At 64.3% G+C, this 23,678-nt stretch carries 20 protein-coding genes; 16 read left to right on the forward strand and 4 right to left on the reverse strand.

The features are described from left to right. Positions 1-49: 49 nt before the first annotated feature. The 3 genes from NKJ26_RS30935 to NKJ26_RS30945 are packed head-to-tail and all read right to left on the reverse strand — an operon-like array spanning position 50 to position 5,357. Positions 50-3,145, reverse strand: coding sequence for an efflux RND transporter permease subunit (locus tag NKJ26_RS30935; RefSeq protein WP_352699433.1), 3,096 nt, complete (start codon positions 3,143-3,145; stop codon positions 50-52). Further along, a complete protein-coding gene (locus tag NKJ26_RS30940) occupies positions 3,142-4,221 on the reverse strand; it encodes an efflux RND transporter periplasmic adaptor subunit (protein WP_352699435.1) in 1,080 nt (359 codons plus the stop codon). Before NKJ26_RS30940 ends, NKJ26_RS30935 begins: the two co-directional genes overlap by 4 nt. Further along, positions 4,218-5,357: an efflux RND transporter periplasmic adaptor subunit gene (locus tag NKJ26_RS30945; RefSeq protein WP_352699437.1), complete on the reverse strand. Its 1,140-nt coding sequence runs from the start codon at positions 5,355-5,357 to the stop codon at positions 4,218-4,220. Before NKJ26_RS30945 ends, NKJ26_RS30940 begins: the two co-directional genes overlap by 4 nt. Positions 5,358-5,828: 471 nt before the next feature. Between NKJ26_RS30945 and NKJ26_RS30950 the strand changes: the two genes are divergently transcribed. Continuing rightward, entirely contained in the window at positions 5,829-7,106 is a 1,278-nt protein-coding gene (locus NKJ26_RS30950) for a 4-aminobutyrate--2-oxoglutarate transaminase (RefSeq protein WP_352699439.1), read from the forward strand. A 167-nt stretch (positions 7,107-7,273) separates the two neighbouring features. On the opposite strand, the gene NKJ26_RS30955 is transcribed toward NKJ26_RS30950, so the two are convergent. Further along, on the reverse strand, positions 7,274-8,527 hold the full coding sequence (locus tag NKJ26_RS30955; RefSeq protein ID WP_352699441.1) for an NAD(P)/FAD-dependent oxidoreductase: 1,254 nt from the start codon (positions 8,525-8,527) through the stop codon (positions 7,274-7,276). Between the two features lie 434 nt (positions 8,528-8,961). Between NKJ26_RS30955 and NKJ26_RS30960 the strand changes: the two genes are divergently transcribed. The 15 genes from NKJ26_RS30960 to NKJ26_RS31030 form a co-directional block, all read left to right on the forward strand. Further along, positions 8,962-10,251 carry an imelysin family protein gene (locus NKJ26_RS30960; protein WP_352699443.1) on the forward strand — a complete coding sequence of 430 codons (1,290 nt, stop codon included), beginning with the start codon at positions 8,962-8,964 and terminating at the stop codon, positions 10,249-10,251. A gap of 112 nt (positions 10,252-10,363) precedes the next feature. Then, positions 10,364-10,675 (forward strand): (2Fe-2S)-binding protein, encoded by a 312-nt coding sequence (locus NKJ26_RS30965; RefSeq protein ID WP_352604811.1) that lies wholly within the window; start codon positions 10,364-10,366, stop codon positions 10,673-10,675. Further along, positions 10,641-11,126 carry a bacterioferritin gene (gene bfr, locus NKJ26_RS30970; protein WP_352604809.1) on the forward strand — a complete coding sequence of 162 codons (486 nt, stop codon included), beginning with the start codon at positions 10,641-10,643 and terminating at the stop codon, positions 11,124-11,126. Before NKJ26_RS30965 ends, bfr begins: the two co-directional genes overlap by 35 nt. A gap of 12 nt (positions 11,127-11,138) precedes the next feature. Then, positions 11,139-12,734, forward strand: coding sequence for a di-heme oxidoreductase family protein (locus NKJ26_RS30975; RefSeq protein ID WP_352699445.1), 1,596 nt, complete (start codon positions 11,139-11,141; stop codon positions 12,732-12,734). Next, the gene (locus NKJ26_RS30980; RefSeq protein ID WP_352699447.1) at positions 12,734-13,813 is read left to right on the forward strand and encodes an imelysin family protein; all 1,080 of its coding nucleotides are present in this window, start codon (positions 12,734-12,736) and stop codon (positions 13,811-13,813) included. The genes NKJ26_RS30975 and NKJ26_RS30980 overlap by 1 nt, the downstream gene beginning before the upstream one ends. Positions 13,814-14,066: 253 nt before the next feature. Further along, positions 14,067-15,173 (forward strand): DUF1513 domain-containing protein, encoded by a 1,107-nt coding sequence (locus NKJ26_RS30985; protein ID WP_352699449.1) that lies wholly within the window; start codon positions 14,067-14,069, stop codon positions 15,171-15,173. A gap of 109 nt (positions 15,174-15,282) precedes the next feature. Continuing rightward, a complete protein-coding gene (tsaB, locus tag NKJ26_RS30990) occupies positions 15,283-15,960 on the forward strand; it encodes a tRNA (adenosine(37)-N6)-threonylcarbamoyltransferase complex dimerization subunit type 1 TsaB (RefSeq protein WP_352699451.1) in 678 nt (225 codons plus the stop codon). 57 nt (positions 15,961-16,017) lie between these two features. Continuing rightward, entirely contained in the window at positions 16,018-16,512 is a 495-nt protein-coding gene (rimI, locus tag NKJ26_RS30995; RefSeq protein ID WP_352699453.1) for a ribosomal protein S18-alanine N-acetyltransferase, read from the forward strand. A gap of 26 nt (positions 16,513-16,538) precedes the next feature. Further along, on the forward strand, positions 16,539-17,339 hold the full coding sequence (gene olsA / locus NKJ26_RS31000; protein WP_352699455.1) for a lyso-ornithine lipid O-acyltransferase: 801 nt from the start codon (positions 16,539-16,541) through the stop codon (positions 17,337-17,339). A gap of 85 nt (positions 17,340-17,424) precedes the next feature. Beyond that, complete coding sequence (gene miaB, locus NKJ26_RS31005; protein ID WP_352699457.1) at positions 17,425-18,846, forward strand: tRNA (N6-isopentenyl adenosine(37)-C2)-methylthiotransferase MiaB; 1,422 nt, start codon at positions 17,425-17,427, stop codon at positions 18,844-18,846. Between the two features lie 83 nt (positions 18,847-18,929). After that, on the forward strand, positions 18,930-19,922 hold the full coding sequence (locus tag NKJ26_RS31010) for a PhoH family protein (RefSeq protein WP_027026620.1): 993 nt from the start codon (positions 18,930-18,932) through the stop codon (positions 19,920-19,922). A gap of 18 nt (positions 19,923-19,940) precedes the next feature. Beyond that, on the forward strand, positions 19,941-20,447 hold the full coding sequence (ybeY, locus tag NKJ26_RS31015) for an rRNA maturation RNase YbeY (protein WP_352699459.1): 507 nt from the start codon (positions 19,941-19,943) through the stop codon (positions 20,445-20,447). 28 nt (positions 20,448-20,475) lie between these two features. Beyond that, complete coding sequence (locus tag NKJ26_RS31020; RefSeq protein WP_027026618.1) at positions 20,476-21,552, forward strand: hemolysin family protein; 1,077 nt, start codon at positions 20,476-20,478, stop codon at positions 21,550-21,552. A 183-nt stretch (positions 21,553-21,735) separates the two neighbouring features. Next, a complete protein-coding gene (gene lnt / locus NKJ26_RS31025; protein WP_352699461.1) occupies positions 21,736-23,352 on the forward strand; it encodes an apolipoprotein N-acyltransferase in 1,617 nt (538 codons plus the stop codon). A gap of 61 nt (positions 23,353-23,413) precedes the next feature. Further along, a partial coding sequence (locus NKJ26_RS31030) for a transposase family protein (RefSeq protein WP_352699463.1) occupies positions 23,414-23,678 on the forward strand: 265 nt, incomplete at its 3' end.

Consider the following 23,678-nt stretch of genomic DNA (forward strand, 5'->3'; position numbering starts at 1 on the left):
ATCCCGCCTCTGCCCTGCAGGGCAGAGGGGGGCGCGACGGAACGCGAACCTAACTTCGGGCCGCGTTGCCTTCGGCAATCGCATCACCTGTCGGTTCAGCACTTTTCGGCTCCTTGATCCGGAACCACGTCACATAAAGCGCCGGCAGGAACAGCAGCGTGATGGCCGTGCCGGCGATGATGCCGCCCATCATGGCGTAGGCCATCGGCCCCCAGAACACTTCGCGCGCGATCGGGATCAGCGCCAGGCTGGCGGCTGCCGCCGTCAGGGCGATCGGCCGCATGCGGTGCTCGGTTGCTTCGATGACGGCGGCCCAGCGATCCCTGCCCTCGGTGACGAGATCCTCGATCTGCACGATCAGGATGACCGAGTTGCGGATCAGGATGCCGATCAGCGCCAGCACGCCGAGAATGGCGACGAAGCCGAGTGGCGCGCCGCTTGGGACCAGTGCGGCCACCACGCCGATCAGCCCGAGTGGCGCCACCGCCACCACCAGGAACAGGCGCTGGAAGCTTTGCAACTGCACCATCAGGATCGTCGCCATCACGAACAGCATCAGCGGCACCACGGCTGCGATCGGGCCCTGGCTTTTGGCGCTTTCCTCGACTGAGCCGGCGGTCTCCACCGAATAGCCGGGCGGCAGCTTGGCGATGAAGGCGTCGACCGATGGCTTCAGCTCGTTGACGACCGTGGCCGGCAATACGTCGCCGACCAGACCGGCGCCCACGGTGATGGTTGGAATGCGGTCGCGCCGCCAGACCGTCGGCTGTTCGAGGTCGTAGCGGAAATTGGCCACCGCCGCGAGCGGGATCGCTTCGCCGGTTCCGGTCGGCAGCTGCATGTTCTGCAGCGTCTCGATCGAGCCGCGTTCGGCCTCGCGGGAGCGGACGACGACATCGATCAGATAGGTGGCGTCGCGCACCTGCGTGATGGTGGCGCCGCCGACCGTGCTGTTCAGCGCGCTGGCGATATCGGAAGAGGTGATGCCGAGCTGGCGCGCCTTGTCTTGCAGCACGTCGACCCTCAGCACGCGCTGCGGTTCGTTCCAGTCGAAGGTCGGCGCGGCAAGCATGGCATTGGCGGAAATGATTCCGGCGAATTGCTGTGCCAGTTCCCGCACCGTCTGGATATCGGGACCGCCGACGCGGTACTGCACCGGACGGCCGACCGGCGGTCCAAGCTCGAGTGGCTTGACGAAGGCGTCGGTGCCGACGAACTCCTCGCGCAACAGCTTCTCCAGCGCCGGCTTCACCCGGTTGCGCGCCTCGATGCTCTTGGTGACGATGACGGTCTGGCCGAAATAGGGATTGGACGGCTGCACGTCAAAGGTCAGCACGAAGCGCACCGCGCCCTGGCCGATATAGGAGCTGAAATGGTCGATATCGGGATTGGCGGCCAGCGCCCGCTGTTCGAACCTCTCCATCTGGTCCCGCGTCTCGGCGATCGACGAATTCTGCGGCAGGTTCCAGTCTACGATCAGTTCAGGACGGTCTGACGGCGGGAAGAACTGCTGCTGGACGAGGCCGAAGCCGGCCAGCGAAGCGGCAAACAACAGCGCCGTGGCGATGATGGTCAGCCAGTGATGGCGCATCGAGCCGACAAGCACGCGCCGGAACAGCGAGGTGAAGCGCCCCGGCTGGTCGTGATGCTTGGCCTTCATCGTCGCCGGCAGGATGGTGACGCCGAGCAGCGGCGCGAACAGCACCGCCACGATCCATGACACAAGAAGCGACACGGCGATGACGACGAACAGCGTGAAGGTGTATTCGCCGGCGGCGCTGTTGTTGAGGCCGATCGGGATGAAGCCTGCGACCGTCACCAGCGTACCGGTCAGCATCGGGAAGGCGGTCGAGGTGTAGACATAGGTCGCCGCCTTGCGCAGATTGTCGCCGAGCTCAAGCCGCGCCACCATCATCTCGACCGCGATCATCGCATCGTCGACCAGCAGGCCGAGCGCGATGATCAGCGCGCCCAGCGAAATGCGCTGCAAAGAAATGCCGAGATAGGCCATGACGGTGAAGGTGATGGCCAGCACCAGCGGGATCGACAGCGCCACGACGAAGCCGGCGCGCATGCCGAGGCTGATGAACGACACCGCGAGCACGATGGCGACGGCCTCGAATAAGGCGCGCGTGAAACCGGAGACGGCCTCCTCGACGATGACGGGCTGGTCGGCGACAAGATGCACGCCGACGCCCACAGGCAGGTCGGCCAGCACCTTGTCCATCGCCTCGTGCAGCGCCTCGCCGAATTGCAGCAGATTGGCGTTGGGCTTCATGCCGATGGCGAGCCCGATGGCGTCCTGGCCGTTGAAACGGAACAACGCGTCCGGGGGATCGGCATAGCCCCGCGTGATCGTCGCCACGTCGCTCAGGCGGAAGAAACGGTCGTTGACGCGCAGGTTGATGGCGCGAAGGCTCTCCTGCGAGGTGAACTGACCGCCGACGCGCACGCTGATGCGTTCCGGTCCGGACTGGATGACGCCCGATGGGGTGATCGCGTTCTGCGCCTGGAGGCTGGCCACGATCGCCTGTTGGTTGAGGCCAAGCGCCGCGATCTGGCGGGTCGAGAATTCGAGATAGATCGCTTCGTCCTGAGCACCGACCAGGTCGACCTTGCCGGCATTGGGCACGGTCAGGATCTTGGTGCGGACATCCTCGACATAGTCGCGTAGCTGGCGCGGCGTCAGCCCGTCCGACGTGAAGGCGTAGATGTTGCCGTAGACGTCGCCGAAGCGGTCGTTGAAGAACGGGCCGACCACGCCTTGCGGAAATTGCGACCAGGTGTCGTTGACCATGTTTCGCACCTGCAACCAAGTCGGCACGACGTCGCGCGCCTTGGTGGTCGGCTTCAGGTTGACGAAGATGACGGTCTTGCCGGCGGTGGTGACGGATTTCGTAAAGTCGAGGCTGTCCAGCTCCTCGAGCTTCTTCTCAATCCGGTCGGTAACCTGCCGCACCGTCTCGTTGACCGATGCGCCCGGCCAATTGGCCTGGATCACCATGGTCTTGATGGTGAAGGCGGGGTCTTCCTCGCGGCCGAGATTGAGATAGGCGAAAATGCCTGCCACGACGAAGACCAGCATGAAGTACCACACCAGCGAGCGGTGGCCGAGCGCCCAGTCGGAGAGGTTGAAGCCCTTCATGAGGCACCTCCCGCGGGCAGCTTGACCTTCTGACCTTCCGTCAGGCTATGCACGCCGGCGGTGACGACGCGCATGCCGGCCTCCAGTCCCTCCGTCACCGTGAAGATCCCGCCGCTCTTCGAGGCAATCTTGATTTCGCGCGTGCTCACGCTCGAGGTCCGCGGATCGACGATCCACACTCTGTCGGAGCCATTCTTTTGGAGTAGCGCTGACAGCGGCAGTTCGATCGTCGGCGCCACCTTGGTCATGCGGGTCGCCGTTACCGTCGAACCGAGCCGGAATGCCTGCGGCGGATCGGTCAGCGCCAGCCGGACGCGGCGGGTGCGGGTCGAGCCCTCGGCCTGCGGCGCGATCTCGCGCAGCTTGGCCTCGGTCTGGATCGTCGGCAGCGATTGCAGGATGACCTGGAACGGTGTGCCGGCCGTGAGATCGCCGGTCAGTTGGTCGGGAATATCGACCACGGCTTCGCGCAGGTCCGAGCGTGCCACGGTGACGACCGTCTGGCCGGGCGACACCGTCTGGCCGACCTCGGCTCCCACGGCGGTGACGACGCCGTCGAAATCGGAGAACAGCCTGGCATAGCCGAGCTGCTCCTGCGACTTGGCAAGCGAGGCCTTGGCCCGTTCGACGTTGGCTTCAGCCGCCTTCCTTGCCTGCTGCGCGGCATCGAACACGGCCTGCGAGGTGTTGGCGGCGGCGAGCAGCTGGCGCTGGCGTTCCTCGCTGGCGGCGGCGTTGGCGAACTGCGCCTCCGCGTTGGAGAGTTCAGCCTTGGCCGCCTGGACGGCGAGCTCCAGCGCGGTCGGGTCGAGCGTGGCGATCGTCGTGCCCTTGCTGACGATGTCGCCGACCTTGACGTCGCGCGAGACGACCCGGCCGAGCAAGCGAAAGGCAAGATCGGCGCTGAACTGCGGCTCGACCGAGCCGGCGAAGCCGAAGGTCTGCGTGGTGCGCGGTTCGATCATGACCGACAAAACCGGCCGGATGATCTCCGGGGGCTTTTCATCCGACTTCGAGCAGGCGGCGAGCGTGCCAAGTGCAAACAGCCCAAGCAGCACGTGCCTCAGCCGGCTCATTGGCCCGCTCCCGATATCTCGACCGTCTGTCCAGGACTGAGAAGCTGACCACCCGATGTAACGACGCTTTGCCCTTCGTCCAGCCCCTTGGCGATCACGACCGTGCCTGAATTGAAAGCCAGCACGTCGACCGGCACCGTCGTCACCGCCTTGGTCGAGGGGTCGACGACCCAGACCGCCGGCTTGCCGGCGCTGGACGTCAGCGCCTCCCAGGGCAGCAGGATCGCCTTGGCCGGTTTGGCGCTGACCGAACCAATGACGGCCGCCCCCAACGGCATGCCGGCGGGCGTGTCGGGAATGCCTACCTTCACGCGGACCGAGCCCGAAGCCGGGTCAACCGCCGGCGAGATTTCACGCACCTTGCCTGTCGTCCTGACCTGCGGATCGGACAACAGCGTGATCGTCACCGCCGGAGAGGCCGGCGTCTTAGCGACCAGCATTTCCTGCACGTTGAACACCGCGTCGCGGTCGCCGTCTTCGGCAACGGTGAAGACGGTCTGCGCCGCTTGCACCACCTGGCCGGTTTCGACCTGGCGGGCGGTGATCACGCCGCCGGCACCTGCCTTGAGCTCGGTGAAGGATAAGTTTTGCTGGGCGTTGGCCAGTGCGCTCCGCGCGGCGTCGACGCTGCCTTGCGCCACCTTCTGCGCCTGGTCGGCAGCGTCGTAGTCGCGCCTGGTAGTGAAACCTTGTGCAAGCAGCGTCTTCTGCCGCTCGAAGGCGGCGGCGGCCTGCGTCAACTGCGCCTGAGCAGCGTCGAGATCGGCCTGCGCCGAGCGCAAATCGGATTCCTGCTCCTGCGGGTCGATGCGGGCAAGCACGGTACCTTCATCGACGTGTTGGCCGACATCGACAAGCCGCTCGGCGACGCGGCCGCCGACCCGGAACGACAAATTGTTCAGCGTACGCGCCGCGATCACCCCGGTCAGCGAGGTTCTCGGCGCATAATCGGCCATTGCCACGGTCTCGGTACGCACCATGACCGGCAGCTTCTTATCTGCCGCCTCCTGTTTCTGGCAGCCGGCCAAAAGCAGGGCTGCCGTGCAGGCGAAAAGCGCTACGCCGGTTGGAGAAGACAAAAGATTGGAAGTTTTGACCAATGGCGGCGAGACGGACGATGTCGCGTTCCTGCTCATGTGCTCCCTCAGCCGTGGGCCGCTCGCCTCGCGGACCCCGGCAGGATAATCGATCCCCCGAAAAAGGAAACCGGCCTCGCATGCGTATCAGGGCTCCGAACTCGGATCGACAAGACCTGACGACGGACAGTCCCGCTGTGCCGGCAGCCTTTCAGAATAGGAATTTTTTCTTGACAGGTGAGTGCAGCTATGGTAGATATTCACTCATGGTGTTGAGTTGCGCCAGCGACCGCCGCACGGGCGGTTTTTCCGTTCAATGCTCCATCGACAGCGGCGCCGGCGAAGACTCCGAAGGAACCCTTTAACGCGGATTCGTTGCCTCTGGGCCGCACCTGCGCCAGGCTGCCCGGGGGCAATCCGTCTGGCCGCAGGCCCAATTGCCTGCCGCGGTGCCGACTTGAGGAAAACCTGAAATAAGGTCAGAAGACATCTGATCAAACAAGAACGGGCGCCGGCTCGATGAGGGACATCATGAAAAACTCAGCCATTTCCGAACGCAAGAACCAGTCGATCTCGCGCGGCGTCGGCATGACCACGCAGATTTACGCCGACCGGGCCGAGAACTCGGAAATCTGGGATGTGGAAGGTCGCCGCTACATCGACTTCTCGTCGGGCATCGCGGTCGTCAACACCGGCCACCGTCACCCCAAGGTGATCGAGGCGGTCAAGGCCCAGCTCGACCGCTTCACCCACACCTGCCACCAGGTGGTGCCTTATGAGAGCTATGTGCGGCTGGCCGAACGGCTGAACGGCATGCTGCCCGGCAAGTTCGAGAAAAAGACGATCTTCGTCACCACCGGCGCCGAGGCGGTCGAGAACGCCATCAAGATCGCCCGCAACGCTACCGGGCGTCCGGCCGTCATCGCCTTCGCCGGCGGCTTTCATGGCCGCACCTTCATGGGCATGGCGCTGACCGGCAAGGTCGTTCCCTACAAGGTCGGCTTCGGTGCCATGCCGGGCGACGTCTACCACGCGCCGTTCCCGGTGCCGCTGCACGGCGTGTCGGTGGCCGATTCGCTGGCAGCGCTCGACCGGCTGTTCAAGGCCGATGTCGACCCGGCCCGTGTCGCCGCCATCATCATCGAGCCGGTCCAGGGCGAGGGCGGCTTCTATGAGGCGCCGCGTGAGTTCCTGACGGCGCTGCGCAATCTCTGCGACCAGCATGGCATGCTTCTGATCGCCGACGAGGTGCAGACCGGCTTTGCCCGTACCGGCAAGATGTTCGCGATGGATCATCATGAGGTGGCTGCCGACATCACCACCATGGCCAAGAGCCTGGCCGGCGGCTTCCCGTTGTCGGCGGTCACCGGCCGCGCCGAGATCATGGATGCGCCCGGGCCCGGCGGGCTCGGCGGCACTTATGGCGGCAGCCCGATAGGCGTCGCCGCCGCTCATGCCGTGCTCGACGTGATCGACGAGGAGAAGCTCTGCGACCGCGCCAACACGCTGGGTGCAAGGCTGAAGCAGCGGCTGCAGTCGATCCGCGACGACGTGCCCGAGATCGTCGATATCAGAGGCCTCGGCTTCATGAACGCGGTCGAGTTCAACGACGTCAAGAAGGGCCTGCCGTCGGCCGAGATCGCCAACGCGATCCGGCTGAAGGCGCTCGACAAGGGGTTGATCCTGTTGACCTGCGGCGTCCATGGCAACGTCATCCGCTTCCTGGCGCCGATCACCATCCAGGACGGCGTCATGAACGAAGCACTCGACATTCTGGAAAGCTCGATCCGCGAAGTCTGCGCTGCGTGAGCTGAAATTCCAAATGTCGGCGCCGCCCCTCACCCTTACCCTCTCCCCGTGAAGAACGGGGAGAGGGGGACCGCCAGCGTTGGAGCGCTTCCCTTCTCCCCGTAACTGACGGGGAGAAGATGCCGGCAGGCAGATGAGGGGCGGCGCCGAGATCGACAACTGGTGCGTCACCCGGCGGCGTGAGCGGGCTCTGCCTGCTGAAACGCGGCTAGCGCCGCTTTCAGTCCGTCTGGACCCGCGGTCACCATCTGCGGCGTCGGCGAGAAACCGGCGCCCAGCATCTTGCGGCCAAGCATGTGGTCGCCGGGCCGGTTGACGGATTCGATGCCGAGCAGCCGGTCGCCGGCAAAATGGTAGATCGAGAATTTGTTGTCGGGCAGGTCGCCCAGCACGACATGGCTGTCGCCGCCGGCGGTCAGTCCAACCATCTGCAATTTCATGTCGCCGATGTCTGACCAGAACCATGGCACCGCCGAATAGACGTCGGCATGGCCGGTGATCGTGCGCGCGGCAAGGCGCGCCTGGTCGGTGGCGTTCTGCACCGATTCCAGGCGTACGTCGCCGCCGGTGAACCAGTGCCGATAGGAGGCGGCGTCGCCGATGGCGAGGATTTCCGGCACTGAAGTGCGCATCTGGTGATCGACTCGAATGCCGTTGGCGATGCTGAGGCCGGCGTCCTGCGCCAGTTCGACATTGGGCACGGCACCGATGCCGACGATGATCATGTGCGCCGGCAGCCTTTCGCCAGTCGAAGTGATCGCGGCCGTGACCTGACCGCTTTCGCCTTCGAGCCGGGTAATCGAGGTGCCGGTGAGGATGCGCACGCCGATCGCTTCCAGCCTTTGGCGGACATGGCTCGCCACGACAGGCGCCACGGCGCGGCCGAGCAGCCGGTCCACCGCTTCGACCACCGTCACCGTGCGGCCGGCCGCCCGCAGCGTCGCCGCGATCTCCAGCCCAATGAAGCCGCCGCCAAGGATCACGACCTCTTCGCTCCGCGCGCTCAATTCCCGGATCAGCCGCGCGTCGGCCAGCGAGCGCAGCGACAAAACGCCGGACAGGTCCGATCCCGCCAGCGGCAGGATGCGCGGGCGCGATCCCGTCGCCAGGACCAGGTGGTCGAAGGCAAGCGCGCCGCCGCCTGATATCTCCAGGCTGCGGCGGCCGGCATCGATGCGGTCGATCCGGATGCCCGGCCGGTAGTCGATGGCGCTGCCGGTGTAGAAAGCCTCGCCACGCAGCGGTTGCGGCTTTGCCTCGACATCCTTGATGAAGGTCTTCGACAGCGGCGGTTTGTGGTAGGGCAGTTCGTTCTCGTCGCCGACAAGGATTACCGGGCCATCATAGCCGTCCTCGCGCAGACTGGCGGCCGCCTGCACGCCCGCATGACCCGCACCGACAATGACCACGCCGTTCTTCATCGCATTCCGATCCCGATTCGATTTTAGGACGCTTCGCCAAGTGGCGATTGTCTGGCGCCGCCGCAAGACGGCTTTGCGGGTCGCACCCGGAATGGCCGGCTGTCAATCGCACAGTACGGAGGAGAAGTCAGTGCAGGGGAGGGTCTAAAGTTGACTAACTCAGTTTAGAATAATTCTAAACTGTTGTTTCGATTGGTTTTTCCTGTCGATTTTCGTTGACTTCCAGCGGCGTCGCAGCTTTATGGACGCTCGCGCGTCAGCGCACCCCTTTGATGTCTGGGCCTTGAACCCTTTCGATTGGAGGCATTTCGATGTCTTTCTTCCGCGAACCGCGCGACGGCGCGGCATCCTTTGTGCCCCGTGGCATGCACATGGCCCTGCGCCGGTTGCCGCGCGCGCCTTTTACAGAATTTCCGAGAAACTGGAGAACGATGATGACAGCACGATATGGCGGCAGGCTTGCGGCGATCGGTGCCACGGCCCTGCTGACGGCGGCGGTGTTCGTGCTGCCTGCCAAGGCGGAAACCGACCCCAAGGCGGTGATCAAGGCCTATTCCGACATCGCGCTGGCCAAATATGAGGATTCGCTGGCTACGGCGCAGGCCCTCGACAAGGCCGTCGATGCCCTGCTTGCCACGCCGTCGGCGGACACGCTCAACGCTGCCCGCGAGGCTTGGAAGGCATCGCGCGCTCCCTATCAGCAGACCGAAGTCTACCGCTTCGGCAACAAGATCGTCGACGACTGGGAAGGCAAGGTGAATTCCTGGCCGCTGGACGAGGGCCTGATCGATTATGTAGCCAAGAGCTACGGCACCGAATCGGACGCGAATTCGCTCTACACGGCCAATGTGATCGCCAATAAGGAGATCGAGATCAACGGCAAGAAGGTCGATGCTTCGAAGCTTTCGCCGGAATTCCTTTCCGGCACGCTGCAGGGGGCCGGCGGCATCGAGGCCAATGTCGCCACCGGCTATCACGCCATCGAATTCCTGCTCTGGGGCCAGGATCTGCACGGCACCGGCCCGGGCGCCGGCGAGCGTCCCTACACAGACTATGATCTCAACAATTGCACCGGCGGCAATTGCGACCGTCGCGCCCAGTATCTCAAGTCGGCCAGCGATCTTCTGGTTTCCGACCTTCAGGAGATGGTCGGCAATTGGGAGGAAAATGGTGCCGCTCGCAAGGCCCTCGTCGACGGCGAGCCGAACACCGCCATCTCGACGATCTTCACCGGCATGGGTTCGCTGTCCTACGGCGAACTGGCTGGCGAGCGCATGAAGCTCGGCCTGCTGCTGCACGATCCGGAAGAAGAGCATGACTGCTTTTCCGACAACACCTACAACTCGCATCTCAACGACGCCATCGGCATCCGCGCCGCCTATCACGCCAGCTACGTCAGGCTCGACGGCACCGTCGTTTCGGGACCGTCGGTGGCCGACATGGTGAAGGCTGTCGATCCGGCCATTGACAAGGAATTGTCGGACAAGCTCGATGTCACCGTCGCCAAAATGGAGGCGATCAAGGCGCGGGCGCTGGCCGGCGAGGCCTATGACCAGCAGATCGCCGAGGGCAATGCGGAAGGCAACGCCACCGTGCAGGCGGCGATCGACGCGCTGGTCGACCAGACCAAGTCGATCGAACGTGCGGTCGGCTCCCTGAAACTCAATGCCATCGCCTTCGAGGGCTCGGACAGCCTCGACGCGCCCGACAAGGTGTTCAAGTAAGCCGCGAGAAACGGCACCTGATCCGGAGCCGGACAATCGGCTTCGCGACAGGTGCCGGTAAGAAATCAAGCCACACGGCGCGGAGGGCGCCGTCAGCCATCCGAGTACCACAATGCTGATCTGCCATTGCAACATCATCACCGAAAGGGAGATAGAGCAGACGATCATCGGTCTGCTGGACCAGGATCCCTGGCAGCTCATTGTTCCGGCGAAGGTTTACCACGCCATGCAAAAGCGTGGTCGCTGTTGCGGCTGCTTCCCAAATGTGGTCGAAACGATTATTCGGGTCACCGAAAATTACCACGCCCGCTCGGAGGCGAGCGGCGTGGACATCGTTTCACACCTGGATCGCGTCAGAGGCCTGCGCGTCCAATACGGGAGCAGAATTCATGAAAGGCGATCCGCGGATCATCGAGCGGCTTAACGAGGCGCTTTTTCTGGAGCTCGGAGCGGTCAATCAGTACTGGGTGCATTTCCGCCTGCTGGAAGATTGGGGATACGCCAAGCTGGCCAAGAAGGAGCGGGCGGAATCCATCGAGGAGATGCACCATGCCGACCGGCTCGTGGCCCGCATCATCTTCCTGGAGGGCCATCCGAACCTGCAATCCGTGGCGCCGCTGCGCATCGGGCAGAATGTCAAGGAAGTGCTCGAATCCGATCTCGCCGGCGAATATGACGCGCGTACCGCCTACAAGCGCTCGCGCGAGATCTGCAATGAAGCGGGCGACTACGTGTCCATGAAACTGTTCGAGGAACTGCTTGCCGACGAGGAAGGCCACATCGATTTCCTCGAAACGCAACTCGATCTGCTTGCCTCGATCGGCGAGGAAAAATACGGCCAGCTCAACGCCGCATCGGCGGACGAGGCGGAGTAAGGGCATGCTGGAATGCGGCGCCCCTTAGAGTTCTCGCGCCGCTTGCGGCGGGCCCAAGGCTCGCCGCCCCTTCAGAAAACACCGGCCGGACTGGCTCGTGGGCGCTGCGTCTTCGTCGCCGTGGCGCTCGCCTCGTCGGCGATGGCCGGCGAGCTTTCCGGTCTCGCCACCAGCCGCACCGACCTGAATGCGAAGGATCAGGCCCGCGTCACCGCCGTCACCCGGCCGACGTCGGATTTTTCCAGGCCCGAGCAGTTCGAACTGATGCAAGGTGGCGCCGGGACGTCCAGAAAGGACGTCAATCGGGATGCTTTTTCGCAGTCCTCGGCCAACATCACTTTCGAGGAAGAGGGCAGCTTCAAGCTCGGCAACGCCCTGTTCCGCAAGAACTGGGTGTCGTCGCCGTCATCGACGCAGGCGTCGGACGGGCTCGGCCCGCTGTTCAACGAACGCGCCTGCCAGAACTGCCATTTGAAGGATGGCCGTGGCCGGCCGCCGCAAGGTGATGTTGGTACCACCTCGATGTTCCTGCGGCTGGCACGCGAGGCGAGCACCGAGGAGGAGAAAGCCCAGCTTGCCGACCACAAGGCGCTCAACTTCCCCGACCCGGTCTACGGCAGCCAATTGCAGGAGCTGGCCGTGGCCGGCCTGCGCGGCGAAGGCAGCATGCATGTCGATTACCAGGAACGGAAGATGACGCTGGCGGACGGCAGCGTGATTTCCTTGCGCAAGCCCAGCTATTCGGTCACCGATCTTGGCGACGGGCCGCTCGATCCGCGCACCACGCTGTCGCCGCGCCTGACGCCGCCGATGATCGGCCTCGGCCTGATAGAGCAGATCGCGCCGGCGGATATTCTTCGCCATGCCGACCCCGGCGATCGCGATGGCGACGGCATTTCCGGCAAGCCCAACATCGTGCGCGACGGCCTGAGCGGCGAGCTGACGCTTGGCCGGTTCGGCTGGAAGGCGCAGACGGCGTCGATCCGCCAGCAGGCGGCGGATGCCTTTGCCGGCGACATCGGCATCTCGACGCCCGAAACGCCCAAGCACTGGGGTGACTGCACCGCCGCACAAGCAAAATGCCTCGCCATGCCCAACGGCGTGCAGGAGCGCCTTGGCCCGGTCGAGGCGCCGCTCCCGGTGATGGACCTCGTCACCTTCTATTCGCAGAACCTGGCCGTGCCGGCGCGCCGCGACCTCGATGCGCCGGCTGTGCTCGCCGGCAAGAAACTGTTTTACGAGATCGGCTGCGTTTCCTGCCACACGCCGAAATTCGTCACCCGCCGCGATGCGCCCAACAAGGCGCAGGCCTTCCAGCTGGTCTGGCCCTATTCCGACTTCCTGCTGCACGACATGGGGCCTGATTTGGCCGACGGCCAGGCCATGGGTGACGCGACGGGCAGCGAGTGGCGCACCCCGCCACTATGGGGTATTGGCTTGACGGAAACGGTCAACGGCAACTCGTTCTTTCTGCACGATGGACGTGCACGCAGCCTGACCGAGGCGATCCTCTGGCATGGCGGCGAGGCGCAAAAGGCGCGCGACCGCTTTGCCGCGGCAGACGCAAGCGACCGGGCCGCGCTGGTCAAATTCCTGGAGTCACTTTGATGCTGAAGCGTTGCGCGCTGTTTCTCGTTCTTCCGTTTGTTCTCTTGGGAGCCGCGCCGGCACCGGCAGCGATGAAAGCCTCCAAAATCATCCAGCGCGCGATCGACGGCTTTGTCCGCCCGGCCTATGCCAGCCTGCATGACCATGCCGGCCGTCTGACCGGGACGATGCACGCGCTTTGCCAGGCACCCTCGCAAAAGCATCTCGATGCGGCGCGCGCGGGGTTTTCGGCCGCGGTCGATGCCTGGTCGTCAGCCGAAATCATCGGCTTCGGACCGATCAAGGAGAACAACCGGCTGGAGCGCATGCTGTTCTGGCCCGATCGCAAGAGCATCGGCCTGAAACAGGTGCAGGCAGCGCTTTCGGCCAAGGACGCGACCGCCACCGACCCGGCTCGACTGGCCGGCAAGAGCGTTGCCATGCAAGGGCTGGGCGCGCTGGAATTCGTGCTTTTCGGCGATGGCGCCGATGCGCTGGCGGGCAAGGATGATCCTTATCGTTGCGCCTACGGCGCGGCTGTCGCCGGCAACATTGAAACGATGGCTTCTGATGTCAGCGCGGCCTGGAACAAGCCGGACGGCTTTGCGGCTCTTTGGGCCAATCCGGGGCCGCAGAACGCGCTATACCGCGACGGCAACGAAGCGGTGACCGAGCTGGTCGGCGTCTTCATCAACGGGCTGGAAATGGTTCGCGACGTGCGCCTGAAAGGGTTTTTCGGCGCCAAGCCGGACGCCGACAAGCCGAAGCAAGCGATCTACTGGCGCTCGCAAAACACCACCAATTCGCTTGCCGGCAATCTTTCCGGCATCGATGCGCTGTTCCAGGCATCGAAGCTTGGCGACGCGCTGCCGCCCGACGCGCGCTGGATGGCCGAATCGATCCATATCCAGCTGGTCAATGGTGTCGCCACCGCCAAGGCCATCAACGGCCCGATCGACAAGGCTCTCGCCGATCCGGCGCTGCGTGAAAAACTCGATCATTTCGCGCTGATCACCTCCAGCCTGTCGACCTTGATCGGTACCAGGCTGACCGCCGAATTCGGGCTGACCGCGGGGTTCTCCTCACTGGATGGGGACTGAGCGTGACCTTGAGATTGGCCGAAACGCCCACAGCTTCGTCATTCTGGGGCGAAGCAAGGAGCGAAGCGACGCGGCGCAGACCCCAGGATCCATGCCGCGACCGCAAGGCGCTGCAACGGGTCAGAATTCTACTCGGCTGCATTCCTCGGCCAAAGGCAGGATCCTTGGGTCTCCGCGACGGAGCTGCGCTCCTGCTCCGCCCAAGGATGACGAAATCTGAGATGCCTCGGCCTGTATTCTCCGGGAGCGTCTGATGAAAACTTCCCTCATTGACCGTCGCGATTTCCTCAAGGCCGCAGGCCTCGGTTTTGCTGCCGCAATGGCGCCTCCGGCCTGGGCGGACACGCTCGCGGCGGATGCCGTCTTCGCCACCGCCTTCGTCAAGCGTGACGGCAGTTATGGCGCCGCCGTCCTGTCCGAGGCCGGCAAGGTGCTGCATGCGATCGACCTGCCCGATCGCGGCCACGACGTCACCTTCGATCCAATATCGAAGCGTTCGGTGGTCTTCGCCCGCCAGCCCGGGACTTTTGCCGTCGTCTTCGATCATGCGGGCCGCGACGAACCGCTAACCATCGCCAGCATCGCCGGCCGGCATTTCTTCGGCCACGGCGTATTCTCCACCGACGGCACCTTGCTCTACGCCACCGAGAACGATTTCGATAACGCCGCCGGCGTCGTCGGCGTCTACGACGCGCGGGCGAAATTCAGCCGCGTCGGGGAATTCCCGACCTATGGCATGGGGCCGCACGAGCTCTTGCTCCTGGGCGACGGCAGGACGATCGCCGTTGCCAATGGCGGCATCGAGACCCATCCCGACTATGGCCGCGCCGAACTCAATATCGCCACCATGAAGCCGTCCTATGTGCTCATCGACCGTGTCACCGGCGATCTCATCGAGAAGCACGAATTGCCGGCGGCGCTGCACCAGCTGTCGATCCGCCATATGGACGCCGACCAGACAGGCACCGTCTGGTTCGGTTGCCAGTACAGGGGACCCGGCACCGATCGCCCGCTGCTCGTCGGCCGCGCGGCGCGCGGCAAGGATCTGCAGCTCCTCGACATGCCGCAGGATACCTTGTCCGGCTTCCGCAACTATATCGGCTCGGTCGCCGCTAACCCGGCTGCCGGCACCGTCGCGGTCTCGTCGCCGGAAGGCAATTCGCTGGTCGTGATCGATGCGCCGAGCGGGCGGGTCGTCTCGTCGAACGCCCTGGTCGAGGTCTGCGGACTGGCGCCCGACGGGGCGGGTTTCATGGCCACCACGGGCACCGGCGAAATCGTCGAGGGCAGCGGTGCGACACGATCCGAGCCGGACTATGTCTGGGACAACCACATGCTGCGCATCGAGACGGCGGCGTAGACAACGTCCCGCCGGGCCGAAGCGAAGCCGCTTAACAAATTATGCACTATCCCCTTGCGGTGGCGCGCCGTGGCGGGCACAGGGAATTGTTTTTCGAACCGGTCGTTTCATGAGATTGCTTGCCATCGACTGTGCCGCCAGCCTCTGCGCCGCCTGCGTCTATGACGCGGCGGCGAAGCGGGAGCTTGGCCGTCAGGTGCTCGATCTCGGCAAGGGCCACGCCGAGCACCTGATGGCCGTCATCGCTGAAGCGCTGAAGGCAAGCGCAATCCAATATGGCGATCTGGGCGCCATCGCCGTTTCCGTCGGCCCCGGTTCCTTCACCGGTCTGCGCGTCGGTGTCTCGACCGCGCGCGGCCTTGCGCTGGCGTTGAAAATTCCAGCGATCGGGGTAACGACGCTCGAGGCGCTGGCCGCCGAGGCCGCCGCTGCATTTCCCGACCGTCCCGTGCTTGCGGCGCTGGATGCCGGGCGCGAGGAAATCCACGCCGCCCTGTACGATGAAATGTCGTCTTTGACTTACGGTCCAGCGGTTATTACATTGAACGACGCCGTCGCCATGGCGACGGAAAATTCTTCAGTGCTGGCCGGAACCGCTGCGAGGCAGATCGCCATCTCGGCCGGGCGCGCCTTCGAAACCGGTCCCGAGACGGCCACCGCCGACATCGTCACCTATGCCCGCCTGGCAGCCGCCAAGGGCGAGGGCGAACGGCCGAAACCGCTCTATCTGCGCGGCGCCGACGCCAAGCCGCAGGCCGGGTTCATGCTTTCAAGGCTGAGATCATGATCCCGAAAAGTGGAAGCCGGTTTTCCGAAAATATGGTCCAACAAGAAAACGAAAATAATGCGCATACCTTTTCTCCAAACACGCCGCCGGGACTATGCCCTCGAGCCGCTGAAGACCACCGACAGTCCGGCGGTCTCGCTGCTGCACCGCGAGGATTTTGTCCGGCCCTGGACCGACGGTGAGTTCGCAGCCTTGCTCGAACAGGACACCGTGTTCGGCTACGCCGCGCGTGAGACCGGCCAGGGCGCCAAGCCGCCGGTCGGCTTCATCCTGGCCAGGCTGGCGGCCGGCGAGGGCGAGATCCTGACCGTCGCCGTGGCGCGATCCCATCGCCGCCAGGGGCTGGGCTGGCAGTTGATGGATGCGGTGCTGCGCGAACTGCACGTGCAACGCGCCGAAGCGCTGTTCCTGGAAGTCGACGAGACCAACGTCGCCGCGATCGCGCTTTACCGGCGGCTGGGGTTCCGCGAAGTCGGCAAGCGTCCGGACTACTACAAGTCGCCCGATCGCGGGCCGACCGGCGCGCTTGTCATGCGCCGCGATCTTCGCTAGCCAGAGGCGGGTAGGGCTAGGACAGCATGATCGGAAAAATCAGGATTTTCCTGGCGCTGGGCCTCGTCGTCGCCGGCTCGCTGGTGCTGGTGCCATTGCAGATCCTGTCGATGAAGACCGGTTGGTGGCCGGAAACCTTCATCCTCAAGATCTGGCACAGGATGATCATCAGGGCGCTCGGCATGCGCATCCACGTCAAGGGCGCGCTGTCGACCGGACGCCCGTTGCTGGTGGCGGCCAATCATATCTCCTGGACCGACATCATGGTGCTCGGCTCGATGGTCGACGTGAAATTCATCGCCAGGGCGGATATGGAAGGGTGGCCGCTGATCGGCATGCTGTCGAAATTGCAGCGCACCGTCTTCATCGAGCGCGAGCGCAAGCGCTCCTCGGGCGACCAGGCCAGCGAGATCGGCAGCCGCATGGCCAAGGGTGACGCCATGGTGCTGTTCGCCGAAGGCTCGACCGGCGACGGCAACATCATGCTGCCGTTCAAGAGCACGCTGTTCGGCGCTGCCTCGATGGCGATTTCGGAAGGAGCCGCCGAACAGGTGTTTATCCAGCCGGTGGCTATCGCCTATACGCGTCTGCATGGCGTGCCAATGGGCCGCCGGCATCGGCCAATCGCGGCATGGATCGGCGACGAGGACCTGATGCCGCATCTCAAGGTGCTGATGGCGCAAGGCGGGCTCGATGTCGAAGTGCATTTCGGCGAGCCGATCGCATTTTCCAGTGGCTCCAGCCGCAAGGAAACGGCCAAGCTGATGGAAAGCCGGGTGCGCGAAATGATGCAGGCGGCGCTCGCCGATCCTCGTCCGAGCCGGTAAGCGGGCTGAGCGCCAACTATTCGGATGATGGCCGCATCGGAGAATCGTCTGTTTTTTGTCACGGAAAGGCGTTAGAAGCCGCCAGATGGACTTGAACACGATAGAACGCGACGACATCGACGCTGCCGGTCAAGGAGTGGCCGTGCCGGCCGGGGCGACCAGGAAGGTTTTTATCAAGACCTATGGCTGCCAGATGAACGTCTATGATTCACAGCGCATGAGCGATGCGCTGGCAGCCGACGGCTACACCGCCACCGACGCCATCGGCGAGGCCGATCTGGTGCTGCTCAACACCTGCCACATCAGGGAAAAGGCGGCCGAAAAGGTCTATTCCGAACTCGGCCGCATCCGCGATATGAAGGCAGAACGCGCCGGAGCCGGCCGTGAGATGCTGGTCGGCGTCGCTGGTTGCGTGGCCCAGGCCGAAGGCGCCGAGATCATTCGCCGTTCGCCGGCCGTCGATCTGGTCATCGGTCCGCAGACCTATCACCGCCTGCCCGACGTGCTGGCCAGGGTGCGCGGCGGCGAGAAGATCGTCGAGACCGACTACGCCGTCGAGGACAAATTCGAGCATTTGCCGCAGCCAAGGCGCGCCGAGCTCATCAAGCGCGGCGTCACCGCGTTCCTGACCGTGCAGGAAGGTTGCGACAAGTTCTGCACCTTCTGCGTCGTGCCCTACACCAGGGGCTCGGAAGTGTCGCGGCCGGTGGCGCAGATCGTCGCGGAGGCCGAGCGTCTGGCGCAAGCAGGCGTGCGCGAGGTCACGCTGCTCGGCCAGAACGTCAATGCCTGGCATGGCCTGGGCCAGACCAAAGGGGGTAAGACCGAGGAGTGGGGCCTCGGACGGCTGCTTTTCAGGCTGGCCGAGATTCCCGGCCTGGCGCGGCTGCGCTACACCACCAGCCACCCGCGTGACATGGATGATGAACTGATCGCGGCCCATCGCGACCTGCCGTCGCTGATGCCTTATTTGCATCTGCCGGTGCAATCCGGCTCCGATCGCATCCTGAAGGCCATGAACCGCAGGCACACCGCGAAGGGCTATCTCAAGCTGCTCGACCGCATCCGCACCGCGCGTCCGGATATCGCGCTTTCCGGCGATTTCATCGTCGGCTTCCCCGGGGAGACCGAAGCGGATTTCGAGGCGACCATGGAGCTGGTGCGCCAGGTGAACTACGCCTCGGCCTTTTCGTTCAAATATTCGCCGCGACCCGGCACCCCGGGCGCCGACATGCCCGACCATGTGCCGGAAACGGTCAAGGACGAGCGCCTCCAGCGGCTGCAGGCGCTGCTCCTGAAGCAGCAGCAGGATTTTGGTTCCAGCCTGGTCGGCAGCACCATCGATACGCTGATCGAGAAGCCCGGCCGCCAGGCCGGCCAGAAGGTCGGCCGCTCGCCTTGGCTGCAACCAGTTATTGTTGATGAAAACGCCGGCGAAATCGGTGACATTATCAAGGTGCGAATCACGAAGACGGGCTACAATAGCCTGTTCGCCGAATTGGCCTGATGGTCTCGGCAGATGAGGAGAGACGGTTGAGCGCAGCGGAGCTGAAGAATCTGCCCCCGGTACCGGCATCTGGGGCTTCTGACATGGCGCATATCGTTCTGACGTTCGACAACAATAAGCTTGCCAGCGCCCTTTATGGCCAGTTTGACGAAAATCTCGCCCGGCTCGAGCAGAAACTCGGCGTCGATATCCGTTCGCGCGGCAATCAGCTGACCATCAAGGGGTCCGCTTCGGCCGCCGAACAGGCACGCCGGGCGCTGGACAACCTCTATGGTATTCTCCAGAAAGGCGTCGATATCGGCCAGTCCGACGTCGACGGCGCCGTGCGCATGGCGGTCGCCGCCGATGATCAGCTGACGTTGCCGACGCTGGAGCGCAAGGGCAAGGTCTCCGCCGCGCAGATCGCCACCCGCAAGAAGACGATCTATGCCCGTTCGCTCACTCAGGACGCCTATATGCGGGCGCTGGAGCGGTCGGAGCTGGTGTTCGGCATCGGTCCGGCCGGCACCGGCAAGACCTATCTGGCGGTGGCGCATGCGGCGATGCTGCTCGAACGCGGCATGGTCGAGCGCATCGTGCTGTCGCGGCCTGCCGTCGAGGCCGGCGAGCGGCTGGGCTTCCTGCCCGGCGACATGAAGGAGAAGGTCGATCCCTATCTGCGGCCGCTCTACGATGCGCTCTACGACATGATGCCGGCCGACAAGGTTGAACGTGCGATCGCCGCCGAGGTGATCGAGATCGCGCCGCTCGCCTTCATGCGCGGCCGCACGCTGGCGCATGCCGCGGTCATCCTCGACGAGGCGCAGAACACCACGCCGATGCAGATGAAGATGTTCCTGACCCGTCTCGGCGAAAACTCGCGCATGATCGTCACCGGCGATCCGACCCAGATCGACTTGCCGCAGAACACCAAGTCCGGACTGGTCGAGGCGCTCAGGATCCTCGATGGCGTGACCGGCATGGTGACCGTCCGGTTCAACGAGGGCGACGTCGTCAGGCACCCGCTGGTTGCCGAGATCGTCAAGGCTTATGACCGTGACGGCAAGCTTGCGCGTGGTCTGGGGACCGAAGGCTGATTTTGACCGTGCGGGCCCATGACTGAGTCGCAAAGGCCGAGCGGGGCGGGTTTGCCGCCGCCTGTCGACATCGACCTCATGGTCGAAGCGGGAACCTGGCCGGACGAAGCGGCACTTTCGCGGCTTGTCGACTGGGCCGTCGCTGCCGCTTTTGCCGAGACGGCTGCGCAGGGGCATTCCGAGCTGAGCATCGTTTTTTCCGACGACGCCCATATCCGCACGCTCAATGCCGGTTGGCGCGGCAAGGACAAGCCGACCAATGTCCTGTCTTTCCCGGCCTTTCCGTTCCCCAAGGGCGGTCCGCTGCCGCCGATGCTCGGCGACATCGTGCTCGCCGCCGAAACCGTGGCGCGCGAAGCGGCACTGGAAGAAAAGCCCTTGGACAACCATATCAGCCATCTCGTCATCCATGGCCTGCTGCATTTGCTGGGCTACGATCACGAGACCGACGCGGAAGCGGAGGAGATGGAGTCCGTCGAGCGCGCAGCGCTCGCAAGGCTTGCCATTCCCGATCCCTACGCGTAACTACTTCTGACCAATTGACCGGACGACGATGAACGACAAACCAGAGACTGCCGCCCGCCCCGACGCCGGCAGTGCCGCCAAGGCTTCCGATACGTCGGAAGAGGGGTCTAGTCCCAGTACCGTTACCGGCAGCGTTGCCAGCGAGTCTTCGCCTGCCGGCCCTTCCCTGTTCGACCGCGTGCTTGGCCTGTTCAGGCAACGCAACGGAACCAGCCTGCGCGAGGAAATCGCCGGCGCGCTTGCCGAGACGGCAAGCGATGCCGAGTCCTTCTCGCCCGGCGAACGCGCCATGCTCAACAACATCCTGCGCCTGCGCGAAGTGCGCGTCGAGGACGTCATGGTGCCGCGCGCCGACGTCCAGGCGGTCGAGATCACGACGACGCTCGGCGATCTCCTGGGCACGTTCGAACAGTCCGGCCATTCCCGCATGCCGGTCTATTCCGAGACGCTCGACGACCCTCGCGGCATGGTCCACATTCGCGACGTGCTGGCCCACATAACCAAGATCGCGCGCGTCAAGAAGGGCCGCACGACCAGGAAGATACTCGCTGCCACGCTTCTCGACCTTGCTCAGGTGGATCTGACGCGCACGATTGGCGACCTGAGTCTGATTCGCCCGGTGCTGTTCGTGCCGCCGTCGATGCTTGCCTCCGACCTGATGGGGCGCATGCAGACGACGCGCACGCAGATGGCGCTGGTCATCGATGAATATGGCGGCACGGATGGGCTTGTCTCGCTCGAAGACATTGTCGAGATGGTGGTCGGCGACATCGAGGACGAGCACGACGACGACGAGCCGATGATCACCCAGGCCGGCGACGGTGTCTTCGTCGTCGACGGCAAGGCCGAAATCGACGACGTCGCCAAGATGATCGGCGGGGACTTCGCCGCCGGCGAACATGGCGAATATGTCGACACGATCGGCGGCATGATCTTCAATACGCTAGGGCGCGTTCCGGCGCGCGGCGAGGTGGTGCAGGCCATTCCCGGCTTCGAATTCCACGTCCTCGACGCCGATCCGCGCCGCGTCAAGCGTGTGCGCATCGTGCAGAGCCAGAAGGGCGAGCGACGCCGGCGCGCCACCGCCCGGACCGAACAGGCCTGAGCGTCCCGCTCGCCCGATGACGTCGATGACCCGGCTTCGGTCGCCGCCGAACAATTGGGCGATCTGCGCATCGAAGGTTGGCACCGGTAGCTGCGTGCCTGAGATGCTGATCATCCGGCGTTTGGAACGCAAGCCGCAGCCTGATAAATCTTGCATCCTGATTCGCACGACTTGGAAGTCTGCATGGAGCGCCTTGGCGGCCGGATAATTCTGCTTTGGGGTTGGCAACGTGCGCTCGTGGCATTCCTGGCCGGGGCGCTGGCGGTGCTTGGCCAGGCGCCGTACGATTTCTTCGCCGCCTGCTTCATCTCGTTTCCGCTGCTGGTCTGGTTGCTCGACGGCGCCACCGGCGAGGCCTCCGGCAGCCTGTTGCGTCGCCTGCGTCCTGCCTTCGCCGTCGGTTGGTGGTTCGGCTTCGGCTATTTCCTCGCCGGCCTGTGGTGGATTGGCTCGGCGCTGCTGGTCGAGGCCGACAGCTTTGCCTGGGCGCTTCCCTTGGCCGTGGTCGGCATTCCCTTCGCGCTCGCGTTTTTCTACGGCTTTGCCGCGGTAATCGCCCGATCGCTATGGAGCAACGACATAGGCCGCATCGCTGCCCTGGCGTTCGGCTTCGGCCTGGCCGAGTGGTTGCGCGGTGTGCTGTTCACTGGCTTTCCCTGGAATGCGATCGGTTACGCGGCGATGCCCGTGCCCCTTCTGATGCAGAGCGTCTCGGTGACCGGCATGGCCGGCATGAACGCGCTGGCGGTGTTTGTCTTCGCGCTGCCGGCGTTGCTGGCGGCGCGCCGGCATCTTCGCCTGGGCGCAGCACTGCTTGTCGTTCTCGCCGCCGCCCATGTCGGGTTCGGTTATTTCAGGCTCACCACCCCGGAAAACACGGCGGCGCAAAGCCTGAATGTCCGCATTGTCCAACCGGCCGTGGATCTGACGGAAAAGTGGGACGCCTCGGTGCGCGACCGCATCTTCGCGGTCCTGCTGGGCTTGTCCGCCAAGGCGCCGGAGCCCGGTCACGAAAAACCGCAACTGATCCTTTGGCCGGAGACCTCGGTGCCGTTCCTCTTCGCCGAGCGGCCGGATGCATTGACGGCGCTGGGCGATATGCTGGGCGCTGGCCAGATGCTGATCGCCGGCGTCGTTCGCGAGGAGGGCGGGTCCGCGGCAGGCGCCGACAGCCGCTACTACAACTCGGTGGTGGCGATCGACGACAAAGGCGAAATCACCGACGCCGTCGACAAGGTCCATCTGGTGCCGTTCGGCGAATACCTGCCTTTTGCCGATCTGCTCGGCCGTTTCGGCATCGAACAACTCGTCGCTGGACCCATGACGTTCACGGCTGGCAACGAGCGCCACGCCATCGCGCTGCCCGGCGGCGTCCGCGCCCTGCCATTTATCTGTTATGAGGTGATCTTTCCAGATCTTGTGGCAGTTGACGCAACGTCAGCGCAGCTTATTGTGAACGTCACCAATGATGCGTGGTTCGGCGATACGCCGGGTCCGTATCAGCATTTCAGGCAGGCTCAGATCCGGGCGGTGGAGAATGGATTGCCATTGTTGCGTGCCGCCAACAACGGCATCTCGGCCGTCGTCGACCCGCGCGGACGCATCGTCGACGCGCTGGCGATCGATGCACGCGGAGCCATCGACGCAAAAGTGCCGATCGCCGCGCAGGCGGTCGTTTCCGCCGCCCAGCGGCGCATTAACGGAATGCTGATCATGTTGCTGTTTGCCTTGACCGCGGCCGTGCTTACCGTAAGGCAAAGGCTACCAGGGCAACGAGTTCAGGTTAACGACGGGGTGTAATTTTGTGGCCGGGCGTAGGTTAGCGTGATTCAAGAGGCTTCCGCAGATTCGGGAGGAAGCCATGAGCGAAGTCGTTGCCGCGCCGCGCAAGAGCCTTTTGGAGCATTTTTCGGCAATCAAGGACGATCGCCAGCCGTGCAAGGTGATGTATCCGCTCGGCGAGGTGCTGCTTTTGGTGGTCTGCGGCACGATGGCGGCCTGCGACGACTATGACGACATCGTTCTGTGGGGAACCAGGCATCTCGACTTCCTGCGGCGTCTGCAGCCCTACTATTTCGGCATTCCCTGCGCCGACTGGCTGCGGGTGGTGATGAACCGGATCGGGC

This window comes from Mesorhizobium sp. M0152, from assembly GCF_040322415.1.
In the GTDB taxonomy this organism is placed as follows: Bacteria; Pseudomonadota; Alphaproteobacteria; order Rhizobiales; family Rhizobiaceae; genus Mesorhizobium.

Bases quoted from the DNA above. Each gene is read 5' to 3' on its own strand.
- lnt (WP_352699461.1), top strand. From the start codon at position 21,736: ATGGAGCGCCTTGGCGGCCGGATAATTCTGCTTTGGGGTTGGCAACGT.
- rimI (WP_352699453.1), top strand. From the start codon at position 16,018: ATGCGCATACCTTTTCTCCAAACACGCCGCCGGGACTATGCCCTCGAG.
- NKJ26_RS31010 (WP_027026620.1), top strand. From the start codon at position 18,930: ATGGCGCATATCGTTCTGACGTTCGACAACAATAAGCTTGCCAGCGCC.
- NKJ26_RS30985 (WP_352699449.1), top strand. From the start codon at position 14,067: ATGAAAACTTCCCTCATTGACCGTCGCGATTTCCTCAAGGCCGCAGGC.
- NKJ26_RS30940 (WP_352699435.1), bottom strand. From the start codon at position 4,221: ATGAGCCGGCTGAGGCACGTGCTGCTTGGGCTGTTTGCACTTGGCACG.
- NKJ26_RS30975 (WP_352699445.1), top strand. From the start codon at position 11,139: ATGCGGCGCCCCTTAGAGTTCTCGCGCCGCTTGCGGCGGGCCCAAGGC.
- miaB (WP_352699457.1), top strand. From the start codon at position 17,425: ATGGACTTGAACACGATAGAACGCGACGACATCGACGCTGCCGGTCAA.
- NKJ26_RS30980 (WP_352699447.1), top strand. From the start codon at position 12,734: ATGCTGAAGCGTTGCGCGCTGTTTCTCGTTCTTCCGTTTGTTCTCTTG.
- NKJ26_RS30960 (WP_352699443.1), top strand. From the start codon at position 8,962: ATGACAGCACGATATGGCGGCAGGCTTGCGGCGATCGGTGCCACGGCC.
- NKJ26_RS30945 (WP_352699437.1), bottom strand. From the start codon at position 5,357: ATGAGCAGGAACGCGACATCGTCCGTCTCGCCGCCATTGGTCAAAACT.
- tsaB (WP_352699451.1), top strand. From the start codon at position 15,283: ATGAGATTGCTTGCCATCGACTGTGCCGCCAGCCTCTGCGCCGCCTGC.
- NKJ26_RS30950 (WP_352699439.1), top strand. From the start codon at position 5,829: ATGAAAAACTCAGCCATTTCCGAACGCAAGAACCAGTCGATCTCGCGC.
- NKJ26_RS30955 (WP_352699441.1), bottom strand. From the start codon at position 8,527: ATGAAGAACGGCGTGGTCATTGTCGGTGCGGGTCATGCGGGCGTGCAG.
- NKJ26_RS30965 (WP_352604811.1), top strand. From the start codon at position 10,364: ATGCTGATCTGCCATTGCAACATCATCACCGAAAGGGAGATAGAGCAG.
- ybeY (WP_352699459.1), top strand. From the start codon at position 19,941: ATGACTGAGTCGCAAAGGCCGAGCGGGGCGGGTTTGCCGCCGCCTGTC.
- bfr (WP_352604809.1), top strand. From the start codon at position 10,641: ATGAAAGGCGATCCGCGGATCATCGAGCGGCTTAACGAGGCGCTTTTT.
- olsA (WP_352699455.1), top strand. From the start codon at position 16,539: ATGATCGGAAAAATCAGGATTTTCCTGGCGCTGGGCCTCGTCGTCGCC.
- NKJ26_RS30935 (WP_352699433.1), bottom strand. From the start codon at position 3,145: ATGAAGGGCTTCAACCTCTCCGACTGGGCGCTCGGCCACCGCTCGCTG.
- NKJ26_RS31020 (WP_027026618.1), top strand. From the start codon at position 20,476: ATGAACGACAAACCAGAGACTGCCGCCCGCCCCGACGCCGGCAGTGCC.